We start from the raw sequence: 23,186 nt of genomic DNA on the forward strand, positions 1-23,186 counted from the left end.
TCAGAATGGAATTACACTGGAAACACTTATGGCAAAAAAACATAAGAAAACTCCAGAAGAAAAAGCAGCTGTTGCGATACAAAAGAAGCAGCAGAGGCGAGCAAGACGGAAAAAAGAAACAAGTGATAATCTGGCTAAAGAAGAAATCTTGCAAGATGACAGATTTTTCTTTATTGCCGGTTACACCTCCGGAGATGCACCGTATGGTGTCACCTGGGAGGAAATGGGTCTGAAACCTTGGGAAGATTTGGAAGAGAATAATTGAGATGTTCAGTGCAATCTTATTTATCTCTTGTGACTGAAACAGGTTCCCGTTTTGCCGGAAGTAAGTCAGAACTGATTTCAGGAGCATTGAGCAGTGCAGTGAAATTCTCAATGATGTTAGGGGGCAGTTACTGCAAACAGTAACTGCCCCCTAACTAGGATATTTATGTAATTATTTCTGGTCCAGTACGGACTGAATCTGCTTCATCAGCTGATCGTAGTTTGACTGATCGTCAATGCCACCCATGAAAGGTTCCCCAACGATATTTCCGTCTTTATCTACAAGAACGGTTGTAGGAAATGCCATGATGTTTCCTTTTCCAGCATAGTTTCCAACTGTTGAATTAGAATCGAAAGTCAGGTTCTTGTAGGAAGCGCCCTGAGCTTTCAGGATTTCTTTTGCCTCTTTGATTCCGGCTTCATTGTTGTCTAAAGTATCCATGTTGATACCAACAACTTCGCCACCCATTTCTTTGAGTTTCTCATTTAATTCATTCAGCTTAGAGAGCTCTCCGACACATGGCTTGCATCCACTGAACCAGAAATTTACAACTGTAACTTTATTTTTAGCGAAAAGACTGTCATCTACATCGTTTCCATCCAGATCTTTTCCTTTGAAACCTTTGAATACAGCTGTGGATTCGTCTGATTTGGAGGAAGAGCTGTCAGAGGAATCGGATGCAGCAATCTCCTTCTCAAGCTTGGCAATTTCTTCTTCAATTCCGCGGATTGTCTCGATGTCTTTGCACAGAGTTTCATATTCTTCTTCAGAGAAAGAGTCTTTGTTAGATTCCACTGTGCTTGCGAGGGAATCAGCATAGTTTTCGCTCATGGCATCACCGGCAGCGTTCTTGTTCATAAGACCAAAGGCTTTGTCCCATGCATCTTTGTGATCAACAAAAAGCTGGTTTTCCTGCTGGTAAAGGTCATTCCGTTTTTCGTTCAGCTCGTCTGCGCTGCCCGTTTCTGTTGTGGAAGAAGATTCCTGTTTTGTGTTTGTATTGTCTGTTGAGGAGGAATTTCCGCAGCCTGTAAACGCAAAAAGTACAGAAATGGCAAGGGATGCAGCAATTACCGTTTTTAATTTCATTGAGTTTGTTCTAAGCGTTTTGTTTTTCGTGATTTTAAATCTCCTTTAAATTACGTTTTATTAGTTTTTATTTTCAGCCTGTTTCTTAGTTGAAAATCCGTAATGATAGCAGATTGCATCAGTCGGACAGGCTTTCATACATTCTCCGCATCGGATACACTCCGGATGGTTTGGTGTGTCTACTACATTGACATCCATCTTACAGACACGACTACATTTCTGGCAGCCAACACATTTCTCATGATCAACCTGAATCTTAAGAAAAGATACCTTGTTAAACAGTGAGTAAATAGCACCCAGCGGGCAGATCCATTTACAAAATGGACGGTAAAACAAGATACTCAGGATGATGAAAAGCGCAAGGATTGTGAACTTAAATGTAAATAAATGTCCGAGTGCGGCACGGATTCCTGAGTTGGCAAGTGCCAGCGGAATTGCGCCTTCAAGTACGCCCTGTGGGCAAATGTATTTGCAGAAGAAAGGATCTCCCATACCAAGTGAATTGGTTACAAATGCCGGAAGCAGTATAACAAAGACGACCAGAATCACATATTTCAGATACCGCAGAGGCTTCAGTTTTGCGGTGGAAAGTTTCTTGCCCGGAATCTTATGCAGCAGATCCTGGAACCATCCAAACGGACAGAGGAATCCACAGATAAACCGCCCTAACAGAACACCTAACAGGATGAAAAATCCGGTGATGTAGTAGGTAAATTTGAATTTTGAAGAACCGACCACGGCTTGAAAAGCTCCAATCGGACAGGCACCTGTGGCGGCAGGACAAGAGTAACAGTTTAGTCCCGGGACGCACATCGTTTTTACATTTCCCTGATAAATTTTCCCTTTAAACAGATTCGGGATGTGAATGTTGGTCAGCAGTGTAGCAGCTGCCTGAATCCATCCGCGGAAGCGGGCCAGAAAGTTTTTGTTTGATTTCATTTTCTTATCCAATTCCTACACACTCCATACATAATTTTATTGCCTTGCTAAGAACAACCGCTGCTTCTCCGCGGAAGATCCCGACAAGGAAAAACACCAGACCGGCTGCAAGTAAAAGAATCTGTGTTGCTTTTTCAGATTTCATTAAAATACTCCTTTCAATGTTCAAAGTCCGTTTATTGACCTTTCGATGTTTGCATTGTACAATAGAGGGTGTAAAATTCCTGTTAAGAAAATGGAGAAAAATAAATTGAGATAAGAGGGAATTCATGACGTGGAGTTTCAAGTGATTAAAAAATTTATGAAAATGAATAAGTGGAAATTTGCATGTCCATTGACATGGCTTTCCACTTATTTTTATGAATTCCTATGCGCCAGACGAGCAGACAACAGAAATTGGCATCTTACCCGCGAATTTCTGCATTTCACATCATGCAGACTGGACGAATGCTGTAAAATCATATATAAAAGAAATAGGAATAACTGGGGGTGAGATGGATGACATGTGAGGTGGAACAGATTGATCCAAAGCGGGAAGAACATGTTATGGTATATTGCCACAACAGGGAAGCATCCTGGGTGCAGAATGTTCGGGAAGCTGTATTTGGACAAACATCGGTATGTGGATATAAAAATCACGTTTTGTATCAATTGAAATTGTCTGATATTTTTTATGTGGAACAGCAAAGAAATCAAAGGAGAGGGCAGGCGTAATGGAAACAGATATGATTAAAATCACTCATTTAAAGAAAAGCTTTGGTGATGTAAAAGCAGTCAATGATCTGAGTTTTCAGGTGAAAAAAGGAGAGCTCTTTGCATTCCTTGGTGTAAACGGGGCAGGGAAGAGCACAACGATTTCGATCATCTGCGGGCAGCTTCGCAAAGACAGCGGAACGGTTCAGATCCAGGGCACAGATCTGGATAAGATCGGAAGGAAAGTTGGAACAATGCTTGGCGTGGTATTTCAGGACAGTGTGCTGGACAAGCCACTTACCGTCAGGGAAAATCTGAAAAACAGAGCAGCGCTTTATGGAATAACAGGAAAAGCGTTTGAAAAAAGATTGCGGGAACTGGTGGAGATTTTTGATTTCGGAGATTATCTGAACCGGCCGGTCGGAAAACTGTCCGGCGGACAGAGAAGAAGAATTGATATTGCAAGAGCCTTGCTGCATCGGCCCGAACTTCTGATTTTAGATGAACCAACGACAGGACTTGACCCACAGACGCGGCTTTTGATCTGGGATATCATTGAAAAACTTCGAGTGGAAGAAAAGCTGACAGTTTTTCTGACTACGCACTACATGGAAGAAGCTGCAAATGCCGGTTATGTGGTGATTCTGGATAAAGGAAGCATCGTGGCAGAAGGAACTCCTTTTGAGCTGAAAAATGAGTATGTGCAGGACACTATGTCTGTTTATGGTGTGACAGAAGAAGAAATCAAAACACTGGGCAGAGAGTATAAAAAGATCCGGGATGGCTATCAGTTAAAAGTAAAAAATACCGCAGAGGCTACCCGGCTGATCGTGGAACATCAGGAAATATTCCGTGATTATGAAGTGGTAAAGGGCAGAATGGATGATGTATTTCTTGCTGTAACCGGAAAAACATTGGGAGGTGAGCACAGATGAAGGCAGTATTTGCACTTATAAGTCGAAACAGAAAATTGTTTTTTAAAGACAGAGGAATGTTTTTTTCGGCTTTAATTACTCCGGGAATTCTGATTTTGCTGTATGCTACATTTCTGGCAAACGTATACAGAGATTCCTTTGTGTCCGCGATCCCGGACATGATTACAATCTCAGACAAACTGGTCGATGGAACGGTGGCCGCACAGCTTGCCGCGGCTCTTCTGGCAGTCAGCTGTGTGACTGTGACATTCTGCGTGAATCTTACGATGGTACAGGACCGGGCAAACGGAACAAGGAAAGATTTTAATGTATCGCCAATCAGCAAAGCACAGCTTTATCTTGGGTATTTTTTATCTACTGTAGTCAATTCCCTGCTGGTGAATGGGCTTGCGCTTGTATTATGCCTTGGCTATATGTACAAAATGGGCTGGTATATGAGCGCTGTAGATGTATTCTGGGTTCTTCTCGATGAAATTTTACTGGTACTCTTTGGAAGCACGTTGTCAAGCATCGTCAGTTTTCCACTGACAACCCAGGGTCAGTTATCCGCAGTGGGAACGATCGTAAGTGCCGGGTATGGATTTTTATGCGGAGCTTACATGCCGATTTCAAATTTCGGCAGCGGCCTGCAGAAAGTACTGTCGTATCTGCCAAGTACCTACGGAACTTCTCTGTTGAAAAATCATATGCTCCGTGGAATCTTCGAAGAGATGGAGAACAATCAGCTGCCAGAAGAAATGATTACTGCGATTCGTGATACACTGGATTGTAACCCGAAGTTCCAGGGGTCTGTAGTAAGTGTAAATCAGATGGTGATGCTTATGGTTGGATGTGTTGTGGTATTTGGAATTATTTTTTTGTGCATGACAGCTCTTCCGGAGAAAGATGGGAAGTAAATATATCCTTCGACTATAGAATGAATAAAAAATGAGAAAAGAGACAGTTATGAATATTACAGAAAGAGAGATCGATGACCCGGAAAAAGAGGGCGTTATACTCGAATATGTAAATTTTACGAAAGAATTTGCAGAAATAAAAGAGTATGTAAGAAGCAAAGGGGAATCTATCCGGGGATACACAGAAAAGAAATAATGTGTTTCCATAAGAACAGAAGATATTTTATATTTCGAGGCAGTGCAAAACAAGGTGTTTGCTTATACGTCAAATAAGTTTTATGAAATTAAAAGCAGACTGTATCAGCTGGAAGAGAAAATAACAAGAAAATGTATGTAGCGTGCATCAAAGACAACGATTGTAAATGCGGATCGTATTGTTTCGGTTCGTACCGCATTAAATGGGCGTTTGTATGTGCGGATGGAGGCTTTGAGCAGATTGGAAATGGCCTTGCAAAAACAGGAGCAGATCCTCTGCAAAGCGCTGCATACGGATCTTGGAAAGAGCAAGACGGAGAGTGTGATGTGTGAGATTGGACTGGTGCAGGGGGAAATCCGCTGGATGAAGCAGCACTTAGGGCGGCTTTGCAGACAAAAACATGTCAGAACACCGCTGGCGCAGTTCGCTGCGAAAAGTTATCAAAGCCCTTCTCCTTATGGCAATGTGCTGATTATGAGCCCGTGGAATTACCCTGTTCTGCTGACGTTAGAACCGCTGGTAGATGCCATTGCGGCAGGAAATACTGCGGTGGTAAAGCCAAGTGCTTATGCACCGGCCAGTGCAAATGTCCTGAAAGATCTGTTAGAAGAATGTTTTCCACCAGAATATGTTGCCGTTGTTTTAGGCGGACGGGAGGAAAATCAGGCACTTTTACAGGAAAAATTTGATAAGATTTTTTTCACAGGAAGTGTAGCGGTCGGAAAGCAGGTCATGGAAAGTGCTGCAAGACATCTGACGCCCGTGACACTGGAACTTGGCGGAAAAAGCCCATGCATTGTAGAAAAAAGCAGTAAGATCCGGCTTGCGGCAAGACGCATTGTCTTTGGAAAGTTTATCAACTGCGGATCGAACCTATTGTGTTGGATCACGTAGAATGGGAAGATGCGGTCATGCAGGAGGAGATTTTTGGTCCCATCCTGCCAGTATTGACGTATGAAAAACTTGAGGATGCACTCTCCTGGATCAATCAACGTCCCAAACCGCTTGCCCTGTACTGCTTTACGGAAAACAAAAAGGTGAAGAAAACGGTTCTGGAGAAGTGTCGGTTTGGCGGTGGCTGCATCAACGACACACTGATTCATCTTGCTACCAGTGAGATGCCGTTTGGCGGTGTAGGAGAAAGCGGTATGGGCGGCTATCACGGTGAGGCCGGATTTGCGGAATTCACACATAAGCGCAGCATCGTGGATAAAAAGAAATGGATGGATTTTCCGATCCGCTATCAGCCGTATACAGCAAAAAAGTTGAAACTGATTCGAAAATTTTTATACAGCATACCATACAAGGGATAGACATCTCTAAGAAAATCCGATATAAAAGAGGATAGGGAAAAGAGGGGACCAATGTGAAGATAACGATCATCAATCCATCTCCGGACGAAGAGGAAGAAATCATCATCAAATGCCGTGTGCTGACGGATGACATCAACCATCTGATCTGCAAACTGAAAAACGGGGATCGGAAAATTACGGGATACGATGCAAAAGGAATTACTCTTCTGGCACTTCCGGATATTTTTTATTTTGAGGCAACGGACAATAAGGTTTTTGCCTATGGACAAAAGAATGTTTATGAAGTTAAAGAAAAACTGTATCAGTTAGAAGAACAGCTGGTGTCTTTTCCATTTATGCGGGCCTCCAAATCTATGATTCTAAATCTGGACAAAATCCGGCATCTGTCGCCTGCTTTTGGCGGCAGATTTGAAGCGTTACTCGAAAATGAGGAAAAAGTGATTATTTCCCGGCAGTATGTGCCGGTTCTGAAAGAACGACTGGGATTGTAGGGAGGCGAAAACAATGATGAATAAAATAAAAATTCTTGCAAATATTTTTTCAAAAATTACCGTGTGCGTTCTGCTTGCATCCGCGATCTATATTACTGTGATGTGCGGTCTGGATGCCCAGATCAGTGTCAGGATTCTCTGGCAGATTCTGCTGGTTTCCGCTGTATGCTCCATCCCGATTTTGATGTACCCGGATGAGGAAGGAAAAGAATTATCCAAACAGGGCATGATCGCAAGGCAGATCATCTATTTTGTCTATATCAACTGTGCTGTCTTGGGGCTTGGCAGAGCGTTCGGATGGTTTTACTTCAATAAAGCTAAAATGGTCGTGCTGATGGAGGTTTTGATTATTGGAGTTTATGTTATGGTGAATCTGATCGTATATGTAAATGACCATATGGTGGCGGAAAGCATGAACCAGAAACTAAAAGAGATGAGAAAGCGGAAAGAAAAATTGTAAATTACGATAGAATTGCATGAAATTTGAAAAGAACTTAGAGCGTACCCCAACAAGCTCTGAGAAAACTTGCAAGTAAGAATTTCTATGACGGTAAGAATAAAATTGCGTGTAAAAGAGCAGGCGAATTTCCGCCTGCTCTTAAAAAATCAAGGATGAGAAAAAATTTATAAATATCATAGACAGAAAAACTGCATCAGACAATTTTCTCACGAAGAACCTCCACCTTACATTCATGAAGTTTTTTGATATCGTCTTTATGGTAAGCAATACCCACCGCGAGAATACGACCGGTATATTCCGCTTTTTCGCCAAATTTTCCTTCAAAACGTAATGCATACTGCCGGTCTTTGATTTGCTGGATGGCTTCATCAGCAGAGTGGTTAACTTTTAATTCTATGATAATGGCATCATCATTTTTTTGAAATGGATAGAAAATAAAATCAACATAACCGATACCGGCTTTATCTTCCCGTTCAATACGATAAAAATCTAAAGCCTTCAAATATACCCAGCGAATGATAGAAGCCAGTTCCGCTTCATTGTTATACAGTGTCAGCGGGCTGTGGGTGTTGTGTGCGTATTCCAGCAGTTCGGCCATTGTTTTCGTATCGCCGGCTTTTGTAGCTGCAAGCATTCGGCCGGATTCTTTCGCAAGCTTGTAAACATTTCCAAGGGATGGTTCTCTTTGAATTACTTCGGCAAATTTGTCCATCAACTCTTTGTTTGGTATGGATATATAGCCCTTGGAATAATTTAAAAATCCATAGACTACCATGGCAGAAAAAATTTCATCTTTTGTTTTCAGTTCCATAGACGTTGCCGCATATTCCTGAATTTTGGCAGGAACGGGAATGTCGGCGACCATAAGAGCAATATCATATTTTACAGCATCTACATTTGCGCCGATATAATAGAAAATTTCATCGTACGGACCAGAACTTGTCCAGTAATTTCCCAATTGATTGTCACTTAAAGCCCCTACGACAGAGCGTGGGTTATAGAGTTTTTTTCCGCCTGCGGTCTGATAGCCATCGTACCATAATTCCAATCCTTCCCGCGTAACGGAAGGATTTTTTTCTATTTGCAAATATCTTTGATATAACAGATTGACTTCATCGTCCGTGAACCCAAAATATTCGCTGAATTTTGCGCGGGTTGCCATAGAATATTCAAAAAACATGTTCAGTTCAGAACCGCTGGAATATTTTGCAATTGGCAAAATACCGGTCATATAGGCCATTTCTACATAAGCTTTATCTTTCAGAAGATTGCTCAGAAATTTGGTATAGGCAGTCTTATCTGCATCGGTCATATAAGGCTGATGATAAATGTAATCCCACTCATCTAATATAAAAATAAATTGTTCCTGGTTACAATATTCGTAAATTCTGGTCAACGCATCCCATACCGAGTCCTCTTTTTCAATCGCAGCATCTGGGTAAGCTTTTTGCAGATCCAGAAGCAGCGTTTTTTTTATGCGGTTTATATAATGGTTATAATCGGTGATTTCAGCAGGAATCTCATTGAACATGATATGAATCACATTATGCTGGTTTAAGTGCTTTTGATACCAGGGATACTGAGAGACAGCTAATCGATCAAAAATTTTACTGCTGTCAATTCCTCTGCCAAAGTAGGAAGCAATCATATTGGCCATGACGGTTTTTCCAAACCTGCGCGGTCTGGTAATCGCCACATATTTTTGACTGTTTTGAGAATTCAAAACGGTTTTTTCCGGATCATAATCATCTGATTCAACGAGTGGAACAAGTTCTTTTAAGATAGAAGATTTATCTATGAAATAGGTTGATAGACAATCTCTGCGAAATAATCCAAAAGCACTGCTGCTGTTTAGATAGATTCCCATCGGGGGTATTTGCTCCTTTCTAAATGGAAGTGTCTGCATGATTTACAGACATAGCTACGAATAAAAGTCAAATCTAAAGATATCTTAACCTTATCATAAAGGGCATTTAATTACAAGGGAGAAAATGTTACTGTTCACAGGTATCCTGCGAACAGTAACGTAAGCAGCCCTCATTTAGAGTTTTGCTTCGCAAAAGGAGGGCTGCTCACACCTGAATCACATTCTTACGTACCTGAACAGCAAGTGTTCAGGTACTGAGTGAACATTAACGAGAAAATTCATCTGACAGATGAATGAAAAATATCCGTTTTCATCTGACGGATGAATGCGAAAAGGTAAGGAGTGTGGTACCTTTGTTTTAAGGATACCTGACGAAAAAAACAGCAAACAGCGAAGGAAAGCAGCCTTGCGCTGAAGATTGGAAGGGGAGATATAAGATGAAGGAAGCTGTTTTAAACAAAATGAATCCGAAGGAAAGAAAAATCCTGGAAGCAGAATTGCAGAAAGTGTACACAAAACAGACACACTCTTTCCGGGATGCAGGAAAAGCGGTCTGGAATACAAAAGGAATCCGCGAACTTCTGGACGGATGCACCGAATACGCTGGTTGCTATTTTAAGTGGCAATATTGCACTATTGCAGGCATTTGAAAAGGAAAGACAAATGGAAGAAGAGGATGAAGAAGAAGACCTTGGCTGGAAGGAAGAATTTGCCCCTTGTAGGAGCAGAAAGCTGCCTTGCTATACGATAGGCCGGGAAAACGTTTCGAAAAAATTCTGTATTCCAAATGTACTCACCGCACTCATTCTCTCAGGGGATATGGGAATGCTGGAATATGGTTTCGACCATTACAAACTGGAAAACCCGGTAGTCTGCAGGGGCGAAATCGAAGCATTGGGAGAGGCGCTTCTTTATGGAGATGAAACAAAAAGAACAGGAAATTAACAAGAGAAAAAAGAGATTATTATGGAAGGAAAAACGAATGAAAGAGACAGTCTTAAATGCAATGAACCCAGTAGAAAGAGAGATTTTTGAGAAAGAACTGCAGAAAGTACACCTGAAAAAATCCACAGCCTTAAATGATATCGGAAAAACAGTCTGGGATACGAAAAAGATCCGGGAACTCCTGGATCAGGACGCAGAACTGGAAGAAATCAAGAGATTCTTTGATGAAAATCAACTGAAACCAAACCAGTATAACCGAAATGCCATTCCGCTGGCCGCCTATACTTACTGGTATGGAAGAGGCTGCGGCAGGGAAGATGTCTGCCTGTGGGCACTCGAATCTGCCACAACGATTGACGGACTTCTTCAGGTACAGGAGTCGTCCCATCTGGAGAAAATTGCAAAGAAATTTATCAGCATGGATAAATACGGTGTCGTTGCGTTCCGAAAGATGTATCTTCATGAAGAACTGTGCTGGACCGATGCGCCCAATTATCTGGCGGCTGTGATGAGCGGAAACGTTTCCCTGCTGCAGATGTTTGAAGCAAAAGACGAGGAAATGACGGAAGAAAATATGGAGTACTGGGAATACACCTGTGAATGGGATCGTATTCCGGGAGCCAGAAAAACCTATTACAGCATTCGCCGGGAAACGATTGTCGGAGATTTTTATATCCCGGGTATTCTCACAGCGGCGATTCTGTCCGGCAGTCCGGAGATGCTGGATTACTGCATCGACCATTATGATATCGATGGCGCAAGCCTGGCGTACGGAGAAAAAGAGGCACTGGGTCAGGCAGTTGCCGGTGAGGGGAAAGAGCTGACAGAATACATGCTGGAACACTACACAGGATTAATCGAACTTGCAGAGCCGGATCAGGTGATGAAAGCCGGAAATGTGCCGCTGCTGCGTTATCTGTTAGAGACACATTTCGAGCATCTGAACTGGTATGCAACTCTGTTTTTCAATCTGAGAGACATACGGACACCATACATGTCAGCACCGGGATTTCCAAGAGACGTCGATACCGATGTGGAAATGTACCGTGCTTTTCTGGAATGGGAGAGTCCTGCATTTTCCATGGACTTTATTATCGGCCAGATGCGCGCGGAACTGGCAAAGCCGGCAGAAAGAGAAATTGATCTGAAGTATTACGGAGAACAGGAGATACAGAAACCTTATCATGTGAACGACCTGTTTGCCAGAAAGATGACGTATGAATGGATCAAAGTGCCAGACTGCATGGAGCGCAAGGTGAGATTGCTTGAATTTTACCAGGAACTGGGCGGAGAAATAACAGAAGAACTGAGCGAAATAACCGGTTATATCGAGCATTGCAGACGAATCGATGAGCTGTTTGCGGACGATTGAAAACGATTAGAAGACGATTAGAAGCAACGATTAGGAGCAGATGAAAAAATCCGCATCTGAGCGATATTTTTCCGGGGGAGAAAGCAGTACTCTCCCGGAAAAATAATTTTAAGAGACGCAGCCAGAGCATGTAAAAAACATATGCAGGCTGCGAAAGGCCGTTTCAAACACGCCCAGGAGAAAGAATGAGGGAAAGAAAATGTCAGTATTTTTTGAAAACGAATTTAAAAATGAATCTGAAAATGAAATCAAAAACGAATCCGAAAACAGATGCATCATGCTGCCGGAAGAAGTCAAAGGGAAGGGTTACTTTGCCCTGACGGGAAGCAAACTGAAGGCGTATGTAGAGAAGTGGCTGGACGGGATTGATGAGGAACGGGATTTTGTGGAGGAAATCCTTAATTACTGTAAAAGATCCAGAAAGACAGTGTATAGAAGGGCAGCGTATAGAAAGGCAGTGTATGGTATAACAGGATTGCCTTCAACAGGAAAAACAACGGGACTATTACAAGCAATCCGAAAACTTGCAGCATACGAAAAGTGCGTATATATTTCATTTGATAGAAAAACAGATGGAGACTTGGATACGCTACAGCAATTGTTAGATCGTTTGAATGATGACCATAAATATGTGTTTATAGATGAAATAACCTGTATGAAAGATTTTACAAATCGAATTGGTATTTTGATGGATCAATATACATCCAGGGGTAAGAGAGTAGTTATGTCTGGTACAGATTCCTATGCTTTTCTGAAGGTTGACAGATGCTGGTACATAGGGTGTTTCCGTTCTATTTCATTTATGTCATATGAAGAAGCCAGACGAACGACAAGAATGGATTTTTCATCGTATTTAATGTCTGGCGGACTATATGGCACAGAGAAATACAAAGGAACAAAAGGTTTGTGGAATTATATCAAAGACTCAATCGTAGACAATCTGGCCTTCTCGGTAAGAAGGAATCCTATCGAATGCAGCTTTGCTGATATGTCTGAAACAGAACTGTGTCAGGCTGTATTTTTGACGATGTGTATTATAGTGTGCAGCTGGGAAGAAGATCTGCAGCTTGACGGTTTACTGGATACCATATTCACAGGTGAGAGAAGTACACGCCGGAGTAAAATCATTGGGAATTTAGGACAGGAACTGGGAATTACGTTTAAAAGAGTAGAAAGACAAGTCATCGAAGACATATTAAGAATGCTTGAAAATATGAAGGTTGTTGTAGTCATAGGGAATCTATATAGAGACAATTATGGCACAAAATATATGATCACAGTACCATTTCTCGTAAATCAGATTGCCTGGTTAATCGCAAATCATGTAGTAAAAACAGGGGAAAAACGGAAAGAGGAAAGCGTCCGTCAGATAAACGAAATTGCGTTAAAATCTGTGGTTATTTCGCATACGGCATATCATTTATGGCATAAAACATGCTATTACTATAGAGATGATAAGACAGAAGTCGATTTGGTTTTACTAGACCAGGAAGATTTGAGACTGGAGGAACTACAGGCGTCCTTAGTGGATATCAATATAACCAATCATGCAGATACCGCATATGAGAAAGGACAGCGTATGAAAGAGGTGAATCCGTATTTCTTTGAGGAGCTAGTATATGGAATTGATGAAAGAATTATATTGTACCTCGGCCCGACAAATAAAAAGAAAGGCCTGACGAATGTGATGGATTTTTTGGAGAGCTACCAGCAAAGAAATATAAAAACGGAAAAATATCTTGATGAAATGGAAAAAATGCTGATGGATGAACAAAAACAATGACTGTGCTATTCTTACCTTAAGGACAGGACAGCTAGCGCCAAAAACAGCAGACGGCTTAAGAAACGTAAACTTCAGCCTTACAATTGGAAGGGGAAAGGAAGATGAAAGAGGCGATCTTAAATGCAATGAATCCGATAGAAAAAAAGATTCTTGAGAAAGAAGTACAGAAAATACATATTCCGGAGGAACCCATACCATTCGATGACTTCGGGAAAAAAATCAGGTATGTGAAAAAGATCCGGGAACTCCTGGATCAGGACGCAGAACTGAAAGAAATTAAATTACTCTTTGGCCGAAAAGGCCTGCACCAGGGCTGGTACTACAAAAATGAGACTCCACTGGCATCCTACGTTTACTGGTATGGAAGAGGCTGTGGCCGGGAAGATGTCTGCCGTTGGGCAGTTGAAGCCAGTACAACGATCGACGGACTTCTTCAGGTACAGGAACCGTCCCACATGGAAGAAATTGCAAAACTATTTGTCTGCGCGGATAAAGATAATGCCGTTCCGTTTCGAAGGATTTATCTGCGGGATGAATTGTGCTGGACCGATGCGCCCAATTATCTGCTTGTTGTGATGAGTGGAAATATTCCATTGTTGAAGATGTTCGAAGAAAAAGACAGGGAAATGACGGAAGACAATATGGAATACTGGGAATACATCTGTTACATGGATCAAACTCCGGGAGCCAGAAAAACATACTACAGCATTCGCCGGGAAACAATAGTCGGAGAATTCTATATTCCGAACATTCTCACAGCGGCGATTCTGTCCGGCAGTCCGGAAATGCTGGATTACTGCATCGACCATTATGATATTGATAATATGGGTTTAGCATACGGAGAAAAAGAGGCACTGGGTCAGGCCATCGCCGGTGCAGGAGAAGAGCTGACGGAATATATGATCGAGCATTATCCGGGATTAATCGAGCTTGCAGAAGCAGAGCAGGTGATGAAAGCCGGAAACATCCCAATGCTGCGTCATCTTTTAGCGGAACATCCGGAGCATCTGAACTGGTATGCGGCTCTGTTTTTCAATCTGAGAGACATCCGGACACCATATATGTCGGCACCGGGATTTCCAAGAAACGCCGATACTGATGTGGAAATGTACCGCGCTTTTCTGGAATGGGAAAGCCCTGAATTTTCCATGGACTTTATCCTCGGCCAGATGCGCGCGGAACTGGAAAAGCCGACATCGCGCGAACTTGATCTGAAATATTATGGAGAGCAGGAGATACAGAAAACTTATAACGTAAACGGTCTGTTTTCCAAAAAAATGGCGCGTGAATGGGAAAAAGTGCCAGGATGCCAGGAACGCCAGGAAAGATTGTTTGAATTCTACCAGGAACTGGGCGGAGAAGTAACAGAAGAACTGGAGAAATTGGCTGATCGCGTAGAGAACAGCAGATTAATTGAGGGGCTGTTTGAGAATTTTTGAAAAAACAACAGGGACAGAGAAAAAGAATTCTGTAGTGGACGCTGGAGCATGTTTGAAAAATCATTTCCGCAGTCTGTACGCCCCACTTGAGGTATAGGAAGAACGCATTTACCCCGGAAGAAAAGAAATTTCTCTTCCGGGGTAAATGCGTTTTAAAGAAAAGCAAAATGAAATGGAAGAGAGAAGAGGACAGACATGACATTAGAAGAATCATATGAAATTTTAGAAAACTATTATCAGAATATTTACGGTATGTACGATGATAACTGGATTGATTACGATTTAGATGTAGCATTTACAAAATTGCAGCTGGAAAAAATCATTCAAAAAAGATATAAGCTGGATCACCAGGAGAAAATGATTCTGCAGTGGCTGCTGGAAGAAGACATGGAACCAAAGGTATGTGAGGCTATTCGGGTGATTCTGGAAATGGATGTTTGAGGAAAGGATGGAAAGGTGACGATGAAAAAGACAGATGTAAAAAAGACGGAAAGATCAAAAGAATTTCTGGCAGAGGAATGGCTGGAAATTGTACTGAAAGGCCAGGATAAAGGAGAAGGGCGGTTCTGCCGGTATGGTGTGTGCAGTTTTATGGGAAGACAGCCATTAACATTTTGGCCGGTAAAGAGAAAACCGGAATTGGAAAAGCAATTTATGGAGAGTCGAATCATGGAAAGTCGAATTATGGAAAGTCGAACCATGAAAAATCGGTTCAGGGGGACACGGAACAGCTGGTTCGGACAGGAAGATCTGGACAGTGAAAGAAACGGATATGGGGAAAGACTGCGCGCTAAAACAGAACTGACGGAAGAAGCAAAAGTGATAGAAGAAACAGAAATGGAAGGACAGCTGGTGCAAAAGTATCAAACAGCACACTGGGAGGAAGCTGTGAGACATGTTTTTTTGTTCCTTCCGGAAGTGCTGGTTTATCTGGACAGATCTGGACAGTTTTTTGTTGTTTTGGGGAAATGAAGTACTGACGGAAATCGGTGGGGTTTTGGAGTTTTATGGAAAAGAAAACGCTGTGAGAAGACAGTGGGAGAGAGAAGAAAAGGAAGAGAAGAAAGAAAATCTGGAAGGAAAGCAGAGAAACAGTAAAAATAGGACAGCTTTGGATACGCAGAAAGAGGAAACGATGGACTGGAATACGGCGTTTGCAGTGTTGCGGAAGTTTTATGAAGAAAAATGGGACTATTTGAATGGATGTCCGAGAAATGAAAAAGCGTGGGATGAGGAAGGGGAACTGCAGTGCAAAATATACGTATCGAAAAAGCGGGGGCTGGATCGGGATCAAAGGATGGAAGTGCTGAAGCTGTATGAGACGATGGAGGACAGGAAAGTAAGGGAGGCGGTGAGGGTGATTTGCGGATAGAAGTGAAAAGGGAAACGGTTGAAGCCAGATGCAAGCCTGATACTGTAGAAAAAGAAGACGGAAAATTGGGACAATCTTTTTGTACAAAATATGTATAAAAAGCGAAAAATAGTTAAAAAATAGAAGCTTTTTGCATAAAAAATATATGCTGAAATATGTACAGTAACAAAAACACATGGTATAATGAAAGTTAATGAGTGGAATGTGATTACACATTCAGTGTGTGCTGAAAAAAGAAAGAATAAATAAGGCACCAGGAAAAAATAAAGAATTGCGAAAGGAACGGAAAAATGAGTGAAGAAAATGTGATTTCAAACGTTGAAGACAATTCTCCAAAGAACGAGGGAGTGGTAGAAAAAGTAATTGAAATATTTAAAAATGGATGGAACAAACAGGTTATTTTGTATGGCCCTCCAGGAACAAGCAAAACGTATTCGGCAACTATTATTGCGGCAAAGTTGTTGGCAGGAAGTGACAGGGTTGATACGCAAAATCCTTATAATTCAGCCCAAGAATTATTGAAAAATGAATATAAAGACAATTATAAAATTGTTCAATTTCACCCGTCCTATAGTTACGAGGATTTTGTAAGAGGAATTACAGTTAAACCAGCTAAAAGAAATAATGGAATTACTTACGTGACCGAATCCAAGATTTTTGAAAAATTTTGTAAACAAGCACAAGGTAATAAGAAACAAAAGTATGTATTAATCATCGATGAAATTAACAGAGCACCATTGGCTTCTGTACTTGGAGAATTAATATATGGTCTTGAATATCGCGAATCGTCGATAGCTACCCCATATGCGATTAATGGGAAACAGGAGTTTTCTATACCAGATAATTTATATATTATTGGAACTATGAACACAGCGGATCGATCCATTGGATCTATAGATTATGCGGTACGGAGAAGATTTGCATTTGTGCAAGTGAAATCGAATGGAGAAGAAATCGAAGGAAGTTGGATAGATAAAAATGTAGGAATAAAGGCGAAAAAGCTATATGATAAATTGATGAATGAAGAAGATGGCATTTTTAGCAAAGAATATTTAGAAGATCAGGATATGGATGTGAATGATATCAAGATTGGACATACATATTTCTTGGGAAGGAAAAATGAAGCAGTAGAAGACGAAAAGGGATACCTAGAATATCGTATTGAATATCAGATCAAGCCGATTTATGAGGAATATATTAAAGATGGAATAATAAAAAGGGATGGACTTAAAAAATTTGATGAAATTTTAAAAAAATTAGAGTTAAAGCGGAGTGCTCAAAAGAATGAATAGGATGAAGACGATTAGTAAAAATATTGAGATGAGAGTTTTTTGAGGATCTGGAGATACAATAATGTAACATCAGAGACGAAAGGTTAGAAACAGGTATGGATTAAGAAGTAGCTTGTTTTTATTGAATAAAGAAATAAGCAATTGGTAGGCGCATAGACCGTTAGTTGATTTAAGTGATTGGAAAATAAAAAAGCTGTCATAGGAAAAATACTTTATTTCTTATGCTTAAAATCATCAAAAATTAAATTCATTAGGTCACTTCATATATTCCAAATTCTATCTTAGATATTACGAAGCAAGTTGACGAAACCAAGACTTTTTGAACATAAATGAAAAAGAATAGAGAGACATTATGAGTAATCAAAATGATAATGATTGGCTAAAAAATATAAAAGCTGTGAAAACATGGACAGCTGATAAGAAAGTACTTAAGACTATAGAAAATTGTAAAGAGAAATATGGAACGGATGATCCTACTTTGAAAGATATGCTTGAGGCATTGGCGTCAAAAAGAGATGTCCTTACAACACAGGAATACGGAAAAGTCAATGGTTTTCCGGGAATAATTTTAGTTATAGAAAAAGGAAGGAAAGAAGTAATTGGAATTATAAAGGTTATAGATGTCCAAGATGGGACTAGAAATTTAAAAATAGATCAGAATATTTATTATATTGAAGGGGAAAAACCGACTTATTACGATAAAAAATGGGGTGATACGCCTTTAAAACAAAATCGGGATAAAGGATGGAACGATAAAGACAGAATAGGGGAAATTATTGATGGATTAAAAGAATATCTTACGGAAGAAAATCTGATAAAAGACAAGCTATTTAATTTCAAAAAATTATGTGATGATAGTAAGCAAAGGATTTATTATGGCCCGCCTGGAACCGGAAAAACGCGCAAAGCAAAAATCGAAGCGGTAAAAATAGTTACGGGAGAGAATTGTTCTGATATAAAAGCTTTGAATCTATTCGAAGGGAGAATTAATAACAAAGGCACCAATGAGGAGAAAGAGAATGACAAAAAAAATATAAAAATTTGCGAGAAACAGATCCAAATTGTCCAATTTCATCCCAGCTATAGCTACAACGAGTTTATGGAAACAATTGACGCCCGGGGTGTCAATAAGGATGGCGTTTTCAAAAAAATTGCAAGTGATGCAAGAAATGATCCAGATAAAAAATATGTCCTTATCATTGATGAAATAAACCGGGCTAATGTTTCCGAGATTTTAGGTGAACTGCTTTATGGAATTGAATATAGAGGGCAGGAGATTACAACCGGAATTTCAAATGATGATTTTTCTGTGCCGGAAAATTTGTATATTATAGGAACGATGAATACCGCAGACAGATCACTTCAGGCACTGGACTACGCGGTAAGGAGAAGATTTACATTTAAAAAGGTGAAAGCGGAACTGCCAGACCCGAAGCCGCCAAAACAAAAAGAAGACGTAAAAGATAAGGGTTGTTATGAAATAGAAAATGGTCATTTTTTTTGCCAAAATGTATTTAAGAAGGTCCAGGAGGATGTGATGAAGTCTGTGGCGCGTGGAATAGATCCGGAAGACATCATGCCTGGAATTAGTTATTTTCTTGTAAATGGAAAAAATAAAAAATAGTAGAATTTTTCTCTCTGCCGCAAGATGATTTTAGGTCGGTTGAGGGATTAGAAAACGCCGGAAACCCGCATAAACTCTATGTTTTTGCGGGTTCTCGGCGTTTCTTTTATCGCCTGTATTAGTGGTGCTTTTTCGGTAAATGGTGCCCAAATGGTGCCCAAATCCCACGCGGGGCTATAAAACGATATAAGAAGCGGTAAAGAGATACAGCGGTTAAAGCTCTAAATCGCTGCTCTTTTTCTTTGCCGCGCTCTTTGCTTTCTTCGGCTCGGCTTTCTCTGCCTTTGCCGGGTCAGACTGTTTGACCGCCCCATGATAAGCGTCTAAGACTTCTTTCTTGCGTTCAAGCCGCACGTCCACATAACGGGCGGTAACAGCTTCAAAGTTCATAGACAGTCCAAGCGATACGCCGATACCCGCAAGCGTATGTCCTAACACTTCGCCTACGGTGTAGAAGTCGCCTGTCAGTTGGTGCATATTCGTAGCCGCCGTATGGCGTAAATCGTGAAAGCGGATATGCGGCATATCCAAATCTTCAAGCAGTTTTCCAAACTGGGAAGATACCCACGACGCGGAGATAGGGGAACCGTCCGGCTTCGCTACAACAAGGTCATTGTCATAGTATGGTTTTCCGTCTTTTTCTGCCTGTTCGCGCTGCGCTTCCTGCATAGCAAACTGTTTGAGGAAGAACGGGCGGGCAAGCTCTGTGATAGGCAGCTTTCGCCCGTTGGATTTCGGCGGTGCCATTTCCTCAATGACTTTTGTTTTCGACGGCACCTTAAAGGGTAGCTGCTCGGAAACGTCAAAGGTGTTGTTTTCCAAATCCACATTACGCCAGCGCAAGCCCAGGATTTCAGAACGGCGCATACCGTAAAGCCCGCCTAAGATAACGGGCATTTCCCAAACGGTACCCTCGACGCGCTGCATAAGGGCTTTTACCTGTTCCGGCGTATAAGGGTCGGGGGTCTTGTCGCTCTTTCCAAACTTCGTAAGCGTGTCCTTTGCTGCGTTTGTTTCGATATAGCGGTATTTCCGGGCATGGCTCAACGCCACGCTCAAAACACGCTTTGCCCCGGCTGCGGTGGACGGTTTCAAGCCTTTGTCAATAATCTGCTGAAACATTTTGTCTACCATAGCGGGGGTAAGCTGATTAAGGGCAACGCCGCCGATATAGGGATTGATATAGTTTGCAATCGTCTTTTTGTACCCGTCGTAAGTAGAGGGGCGCAAGTTCACTCTTGCATAGCTTTCCACCCATTCATTCAGATAGCTTGCAACGGTCTGTTTCCGCTGTGAAGCGATAGACGCAATCTGCCCCGGATTATGGAGCTTTGCTTTCATCTCTGCTTCATGCTGCGTTGCTTCCTTTTTTGTCGGAAAGCCCTTTTTGGAATAGGTTTTCTTTTCCCCATTCGGGGCGGTGTACTTGATATTCACGTCGTAAACTGTTCCCGGTCGCCCGGTCAGTACGCCGTTGCTGTCGCGTTTATTCTTAACCTGCCTTGTTGATATAGCCATAGCTTAACCTCCCTGTCGTGCCGGGGGCTTCGCTGTCGTCTTTGCCCTGTGATACCAGTCCCAGATTGCAGCGTCAGCTATCAAACGGCGGTTTCCATTCTGTATATATTCAAGCTCGCCGCTATCCATAAGCTCGCGCAGCTTATTTTCCCCGATACCGCTAAGCTTGCTCATTTGCTCAACGGTCTTTAACATAGGGAATACAGGGATAGCGGGGCTTGTTGTTTCCTTTTTTGCCATAGGAAAATACCCCCTTTCATAAATGGCTAAAAAGTCAAGTTACAAAAAGTGGGCTTTAACCGGGCGGCTGTTAGCACAACCTCGCGGGAATTGCACCCCTGCTCATTTAAGGCAGCTTTACCCATTGCCTGCGACGCTCTGAACGCTCGGACTGTGGCTGTAAAGGCTTATCTCCCCTCAATGCGTGTCGTCGCCCGCAAGCTGCTAACTTGCTTTCCATCGTGGTGTTTCTCGCTCGGCTTTTCCCGATAGGGGAATAGCGTCATGGCGCACCCTCTGTATGGCTCGGCGCAAAAAGGACGTACCCGGTTTGCCCTATACTGCGTCGCCGTTATCTTGCGTCGCTTTCTTTGTCAAGGAACATACGGGGCTGCTGCGGATTGATACGAAACGAAAAAGGGGTTAAGACGTTTCGGTATCGGTGCAGCTATTCAGCCCTAAATGTGAGGATTGCCCTCATTAGCCTTGCTTGCAGCCGTTGGCGAATATCCTCGTCAACGCCAAAATAGACGTTTCCGCGCTCGTCGCAGAGCTTTCTCATAGAAAGGCTCGCTATGTAACCGCTAAAGTGCTGCAAGACAATTTTCATAGCGTCCGGGTCGCCCTTTGTCGCTGCCACAATGACAGGATAGGGAACAAGGGCAACGTCCGGGAAGTCAGATTGTTTACCATTCGTCCCATTCATCAGCGTGTTCCTCCAAATATTTCTTCAAGATTTCAAAAGAGCTTGTCCGTCTGTACTGTATCGTGCTGCGCGACGTATTGAATAACTTTCCAATCTCCACGTCGGTCATGCCCTCGAAATAGTACAGCATGATAGCTTTCCTTTTTTCTTCCGGCAAAGTGCGGATTGCTTCAAGCAACAGCTTCGGCGTGATTTTCTTTCCCGCCTGCTGATAGCTCGGCTCGGCTTCTTCGTCTTGAAAATACTTGTCAAGCGTGTAAAGCTGCCGCTCCTCATGCAAGGCAAGGTCGGAAAACGACACTTCCTTTGCTCTGCGACGCCGGATTTCCTCATGGGCGTTGCAGGCTTCGTTGTGCAGCACCCGTTTACAGAAACTTTGAAAGATACATTGCTTCTGAAATTCCACGCGATTAGGTTCCATGTTCTCACCTCCTTTCGTGCCGAAAGGTAGGTAGTACCTCCCCTTTTCGCGGGATAATACAGGCGATTTTTTCAAACGCCGAATGAAAGCGAAACTTTTTTGAAAAAACCTCCCGAAAATGCAAAATGCGCCTGTCTGCAAGACGCAGACAAGCGCAAGGGAATTGAAAGCGGTATTCAGATGATTTGACAGTTCATATCTAAGGGTAGAAGTGTCCCCGGCGATGGTCGGGCTTTTTTTGATAAGTCAAAGAAAGTAGAATATTGTCGATATGGTTTATCGCTCATGGCGGCTACCTCCTAAAGCCGCCGTTTTATATGGCTATGGGTCGTCGCGCAAAAAGAAACGGCGGCTCTGAAAATCAAAGCCGCCGTAATTTAGAAATGGCGCGTGAAAATACCTCTGCTTTGCGACGGCTTTTTTTCTTTTGCCGTCGTCCGGCAGATTATTTCTTTATGAGTAAGGGCGAAAAATCAATCGTAATCATAAAATTATGGTCATGTATTTCAATTATTGGATTTGTACAATTCATCATAAGTAATAGCTTTTTCACAATGTAAAGTCCTTGTCCAGACGTACCATTACTTCTTGAAACATCTGCTACATAAAAGCGTTCCAACAGTTTTGAATATTCTTCTGTAGGAATAGATGCAACAGGATTTTTAATACAGAGTTGTACAGAATCTGCGATATTAATTAGTTGAATTACAACATTATTTGTAGTGGATGTTACCGCATTGAATATAAGATTTTGTATAATGCGAATACACGCCTTTCTGTCAGCATTAAGATAGATGTCCATATTAGGTATTTCTATTTGGGGTTCAATTCCATTAACGCTGAAAATCGAATAATTGTCTAGCAGGATTTCAGTAAGCAATGAGCATAGCTCAACCTTTTCATAGTAAAATGGATATTGTCCTGCTTCTAAAAGAGAGATTTGATAAAAGTCATCTATGAGACGTTCTAATCTCAATGCTTTTCCGGATAATGCTGAAATATATTCCGCTCTTTTTTCATCAGGCGCACTTGATAGAAGTTGCAAATATCCGCGAATGGAAGTTAGTGGTGTCCGTAAATCATGAGAAAGGCAAGAAATATTCTCTTTTAATTCATTCTCCTTTTTTTGAATTTCGCCCAGATAAATATTATCTTTTGATACAATCTGATTTATGATTTCAACCAAATGCTCTAACCGCCTATCAGATAAAGACACTGTAACTAACTTTTTCGTTTTTCTATTCAGAATAGCATTTAGTTGGACGATTACTTTATATATCTGTATTTTCCAGTTAATTACTATAAATGAGCAAGTTCGTGATTTTGCATAAAAGAAAGACACCTCGATTCC

27 protein-coding genes and 1 pseudogene are annotated in these 23,186 nt (G+C 41.7%); 19 read left to right on the forward strand and 9 right to left on the reverse strand.

From position 1 onward, the window contains the following. Window positions 1-28: 28 nt before the first annotated feature. Window positions 29-265 carry a hypothetical protein gene (locus DWX26_RS13800; protein WP_117812827.1) on the forward strand — a complete coding sequence of 79 codons (237 nt, stop codon included), beginning with the start codon at window positions 29-31 and terminating at the stop codon, window positions 263-265. Window positions 266-436: 171 nt separating this feature from the next. Here the strand turns inward: DWX26_RS13800 and DWX26_RS13805 are convergent, their stop codons facing one another. The 3 genes from DWX26_RS13805 to DWX26_RS13815 are packed head-to-tail and all read right to left on the reverse strand — an operon-like array spanning window position 437 to window position 2,438. Beyond that, on the reverse strand, window positions 437-1,354 hold the full coding sequence (locus tag DWX26_RS13805; protein WP_118601631.1) for a TlpA disulfide reductase family protein: 918 nt from the start codon (window positions 1,352-1,354) through the stop codon (window positions 437-439). A 60-nt stretch (window positions 1,355-1,414) separates the two neighbouring features. Next, entirely contained in the window at window positions 1,415-2,305 is an 891-nt protein-coding gene (locus DWX26_RS13810; RefSeq protein WP_055228228.1) for a 4Fe-4S binding protein, read from the reverse strand. Further along, complete coding sequence (locus DWX26_RS13815; protein ID WP_020435933.1) at window positions 2,298-2,438, reverse strand: CD1871A family CXXC motif-containing protein; 141 nt, start codon at window positions 2,436-2,438, stop codon at window positions 2,298-2,300. The genes DWX26_RS13810 and DWX26_RS13815 overlap by 8 nt, the downstream gene beginning before the upstream one ends. 365 nt (window positions 2,439-2,803) lie before the next feature. Between DWX26_RS13815 and DWX26_RS13820 the strand changes: the two genes are divergently transcribed. The 8 genes and pseudogenes from DWX26_RS13820 (at window position 2,804) to DWX26_RS13850 (ending at window position 7,277) form a co-directional block, all read left to right on the forward strand. Further along, the gene (locus tag DWX26_RS13820) at window positions 2,804-3,007 is read left to right on the forward strand and encodes a hypothetical protein (protein WP_147398131.1); all 204 of its coding nucleotides are present in this window, start codon (window positions 2,804-2,806) and stop codon (window positions 3,005-3,007) included. Then, window positions 3,007-3,921, forward strand: coding sequence for an ABC transporter ATP-binding protein (locus tag DWX26_RS13825; RefSeq protein WP_055228230.1), 915 nt, complete (start codon window positions 3,007-3,009; stop codon window positions 3,919-3,921). Before DWX26_RS13820 ends, DWX26_RS13825 begins: the two co-directional genes overlap by 1 nt. Next, window positions 3,918-4,817, forward strand: coding sequence for an ABC transporter permease (locus DWX26_RS13830; RefSeq protein ID WP_117510201.1), 900 nt, complete (start codon window positions 3,918-3,920; stop codon window positions 4,815-4,817). Before DWX26_RS13825 ends, DWX26_RS13830 begins: the two co-directional genes overlap by 4 nt. Before the next feature lie 49 nt (window positions 4,818-4,866). Continuing rightward, a complete protein-coding gene (locus DWX26_RS16790) occupies window positions 4,867-5,013 on the forward strand; it encodes a hypothetical protein (protein ID WP_158565937.1) in 147 nt (48 codons plus the stop codon). 9 nt (window positions 5,014-5,022) lie between these two features. Continuing rightward, window positions 5,023-5,154, forward strand: a complete 132-nt coding sequence (locus DWX26_RS17940; protein WP_117802413.1) for a LytTR family DNA-binding domain-containing protein — start codon at window positions 5,023-5,025, stop codon at window positions 5,152-5,154. Window positions 5,155-5,172: 18 nt separating this feature from the next. Beyond that, window positions 5,173-6,326 (forward strand): annotated as a pseudogene (locus DWX26_RS17750) (aldehyde dehydrogenase family protein). Window positions 6,327-6,379: 53 nt separating this feature from the next. Next, a complete protein-coding gene (locus DWX26_RS13845; RefSeq protein WP_118601633.1) occupies window positions 6,380-6,817 on the forward strand; it encodes a LytTR family DNA-binding domain-containing protein in 438 nt (145 codons plus the stop codon). Between the two features lie 13 nt (window positions 6,818-6,830). Further along, on the forward strand, window positions 6,831-7,277 hold the full coding sequence (locus DWX26_RS13850; protein WP_118601634.1) for a DUF3021 family protein: 447 nt from the start codon (window positions 6,831-6,833) through the stop codon (window positions 7,275-7,277). Window positions 7,278-7,470: 193 nt separating this feature from the next. Here DWX26_RS13850 and DWX26_RS13855 read toward each other — a convergent pair whose 3' ends face one another. Beyond that, entirely contained in the window at window positions 7,471-9,144 is a 1,674-nt protein-coding gene (locus DWX26_RS13855; RefSeq protein ID WP_118601635.1) for an AAA family ATPase, read from the reverse strand. Between the two features lie 437 nt (window positions 9,145-9,581). On the opposite strand from DWX26_RS13855, the gene DWX26_RS13860 reads away from it, so the two are divergent. The 10 genes from DWX26_RS13860 (at window position 9,582) to DWX26_RS13905 (ending at window position 18,971) form a co-directional block, all read left to right on the forward strand. Continuing rightward, the gene (locus DWX26_RS13860) at window positions 9,582-9,794 is read left to right on the forward strand and encodes a hypothetical protein (protein WP_118594517.1); all 213 of its coding nucleotides are present in this window, start codon (window positions 9,582-9,584) and stop codon (window positions 9,792-9,794) included. A 13-nt stretch (window positions 9,795-9,807) separates the two neighbouring features. Beyond that, on the forward strand, window positions 9,808-10,089 hold the full coding sequence (locus tag DWX26_RS13865; RefSeq protein WP_055267590.1) for a hypothetical protein: 282 nt from the start codon (window positions 9,808-9,810) through the stop codon (window positions 10,087-10,089). 37 nt (window positions 10,090-10,126) lie between these two features. Continuing rightward, complete coding sequence (locus DWX26_RS13870; RefSeq protein ID WP_147398132.1) at window positions 10,127-11,461, forward strand: hypothetical protein; 1,335 nt, start codon at window positions 10,127-10,129, stop codon at window positions 11,459-11,461. 199 nt (window positions 11,462-11,660) lie between these two features. Beyond that, window positions 11,661-13,244, forward strand: coding sequence for an AAA family ATPase (locus DWX26_RS13875; RefSeq protein WP_118601637.1), 1,584 nt, complete (start codon window positions 11,661-11,663; stop codon window positions 13,242-13,244). A gap of 101 nt (window positions 13,245-13,345) precedes the next feature. Continuing rightward, entirely contained in the window at window positions 13,346-14,683 is a 1,338-nt protein-coding gene (locus DWX26_RS13880) for a hypothetical protein (protein ID WP_118601638.1), read from the forward strand. A 195-nt stretch (window positions 14,684-14,878) separates the two neighbouring features. After that, window positions 14,879-15,124, forward strand: coding sequence for a hypothetical protein (locus DWX26_RS13885; protein WP_118601639.1), 246 nt, complete (start codon window positions 14,879-14,881; stop codon window positions 15,122-15,124). A gap of 21 nt (window positions 15,125-15,145) precedes the next feature. Further along, window positions 15,146-15,655 carry a hypothetical protein gene (locus DWX26_RS13890; RefSeq protein ID WP_118601640.1) on the forward strand — a complete coding sequence of 170 codons (510 nt, stop codon included), beginning with the start codon at window positions 15,146-15,148 and terminating at the stop codon, window positions 15,653-15,655. Window positions 15,656-15,707: 52 nt separating this feature from the next. Next, a complete protein-coding gene (locus DWX26_RS13895; protein ID WP_147398133.1) occupies window positions 15,708-16,055 on the forward strand; it encodes a hypothetical protein in 348 nt (115 codons plus the stop codon). Window positions 16,056-16,345: 290 nt separating this feature from the next. Next, a complete protein-coding gene (locus DWX26_RS13900; RefSeq protein WP_118601642.1) occupies window positions 16,346-17,347 on the forward strand; it encodes an McrB family protein in 1,002 nt (333 codons plus the stop codon). Window positions 17,348-17,699: 352 nt separating this feature from the next. After that, window positions 17,700-18,971, forward strand: a complete 1,272-nt coding sequence (locus tag DWX26_RS13905; protein ID WP_118601643.1) for an McrB family protein — start codon at window positions 17,700-17,702, stop codon at window positions 18,969-18,971. Window positions 18,972-19,184: 213 nt separating this feature from the next. On the opposite strand, the gene DWX26_RS13910 is transcribed toward DWX26_RS13905, so the two are convergent. The 5 genes from DWX26_RS13910 to DWX26_RS13930 all read right to left on the reverse strand — a co-directional run. Continuing rightward, the gene (locus DWX26_RS13910; RefSeq protein WP_117524129.1) at window positions 19,185-20,489 is read right to left on the reverse strand and encodes a tyrosine-type recombinase/integrase; all 1,305 of its coding nucleotides are present in this window, start codon (window positions 20,487-20,489) and stop codon (window positions 19,185-19,187) included. 3 nt (window positions 20,490-20,492) lie between these two features. Then, complete coding sequence (locus DWX26_RS13915) at window positions 20,493-20,729, reverse strand: helix-turn-helix domain-containing protein (protein ID WP_117524131.1); 237 nt, start codon at window positions 20,727-20,729, stop codon at window positions 20,493-20,495. A 427-nt stretch (window positions 20,730-21,156) separates the two neighbouring features. After that, window positions 21,157-21,414: a helix-turn-helix domain-containing protein gene (locus DWX26_RS13920; RefSeq protein WP_087361314.1), complete on the reverse strand. Its 258-nt coding sequence runs from the start codon at window positions 21,412-21,414 to the stop codon at window positions 21,157-21,159. Further along, complete coding sequence (locus DWX26_RS13925) at window positions 21,395-21,835, reverse strand: RNA polymerase sigma factor (protein ID WP_033120017.1); 441 nt, start codon at window positions 21,833-21,835, stop codon at window positions 21,395-21,397. The genes DWX26_RS13920 and DWX26_RS13925 overlap by 20 nt, the downstream gene beginning before the upstream one ends. A 445-nt stretch (window positions 21,836-22,280) precedes the next feature. Next, window positions 22,281-23,186 (reverse strand): sensor histidine kinase (locus DWX26_RS13930; protein ID WP_442857770.1); only part of this gene is annotated, 906 nt, incomplete at its 5' end.

Origin of the sequence: Blautia sp. AF19-1 (assembly GCF_003479155.1) — a bacterium.
In the GTDB taxonomy this organism is placed as follows: Bacteria; Bacillota; Clostridia; order Lachnospirales; family Lachnospiraceae; genus Fusicatenibacter; species Fusicatenibacter saccharivorans.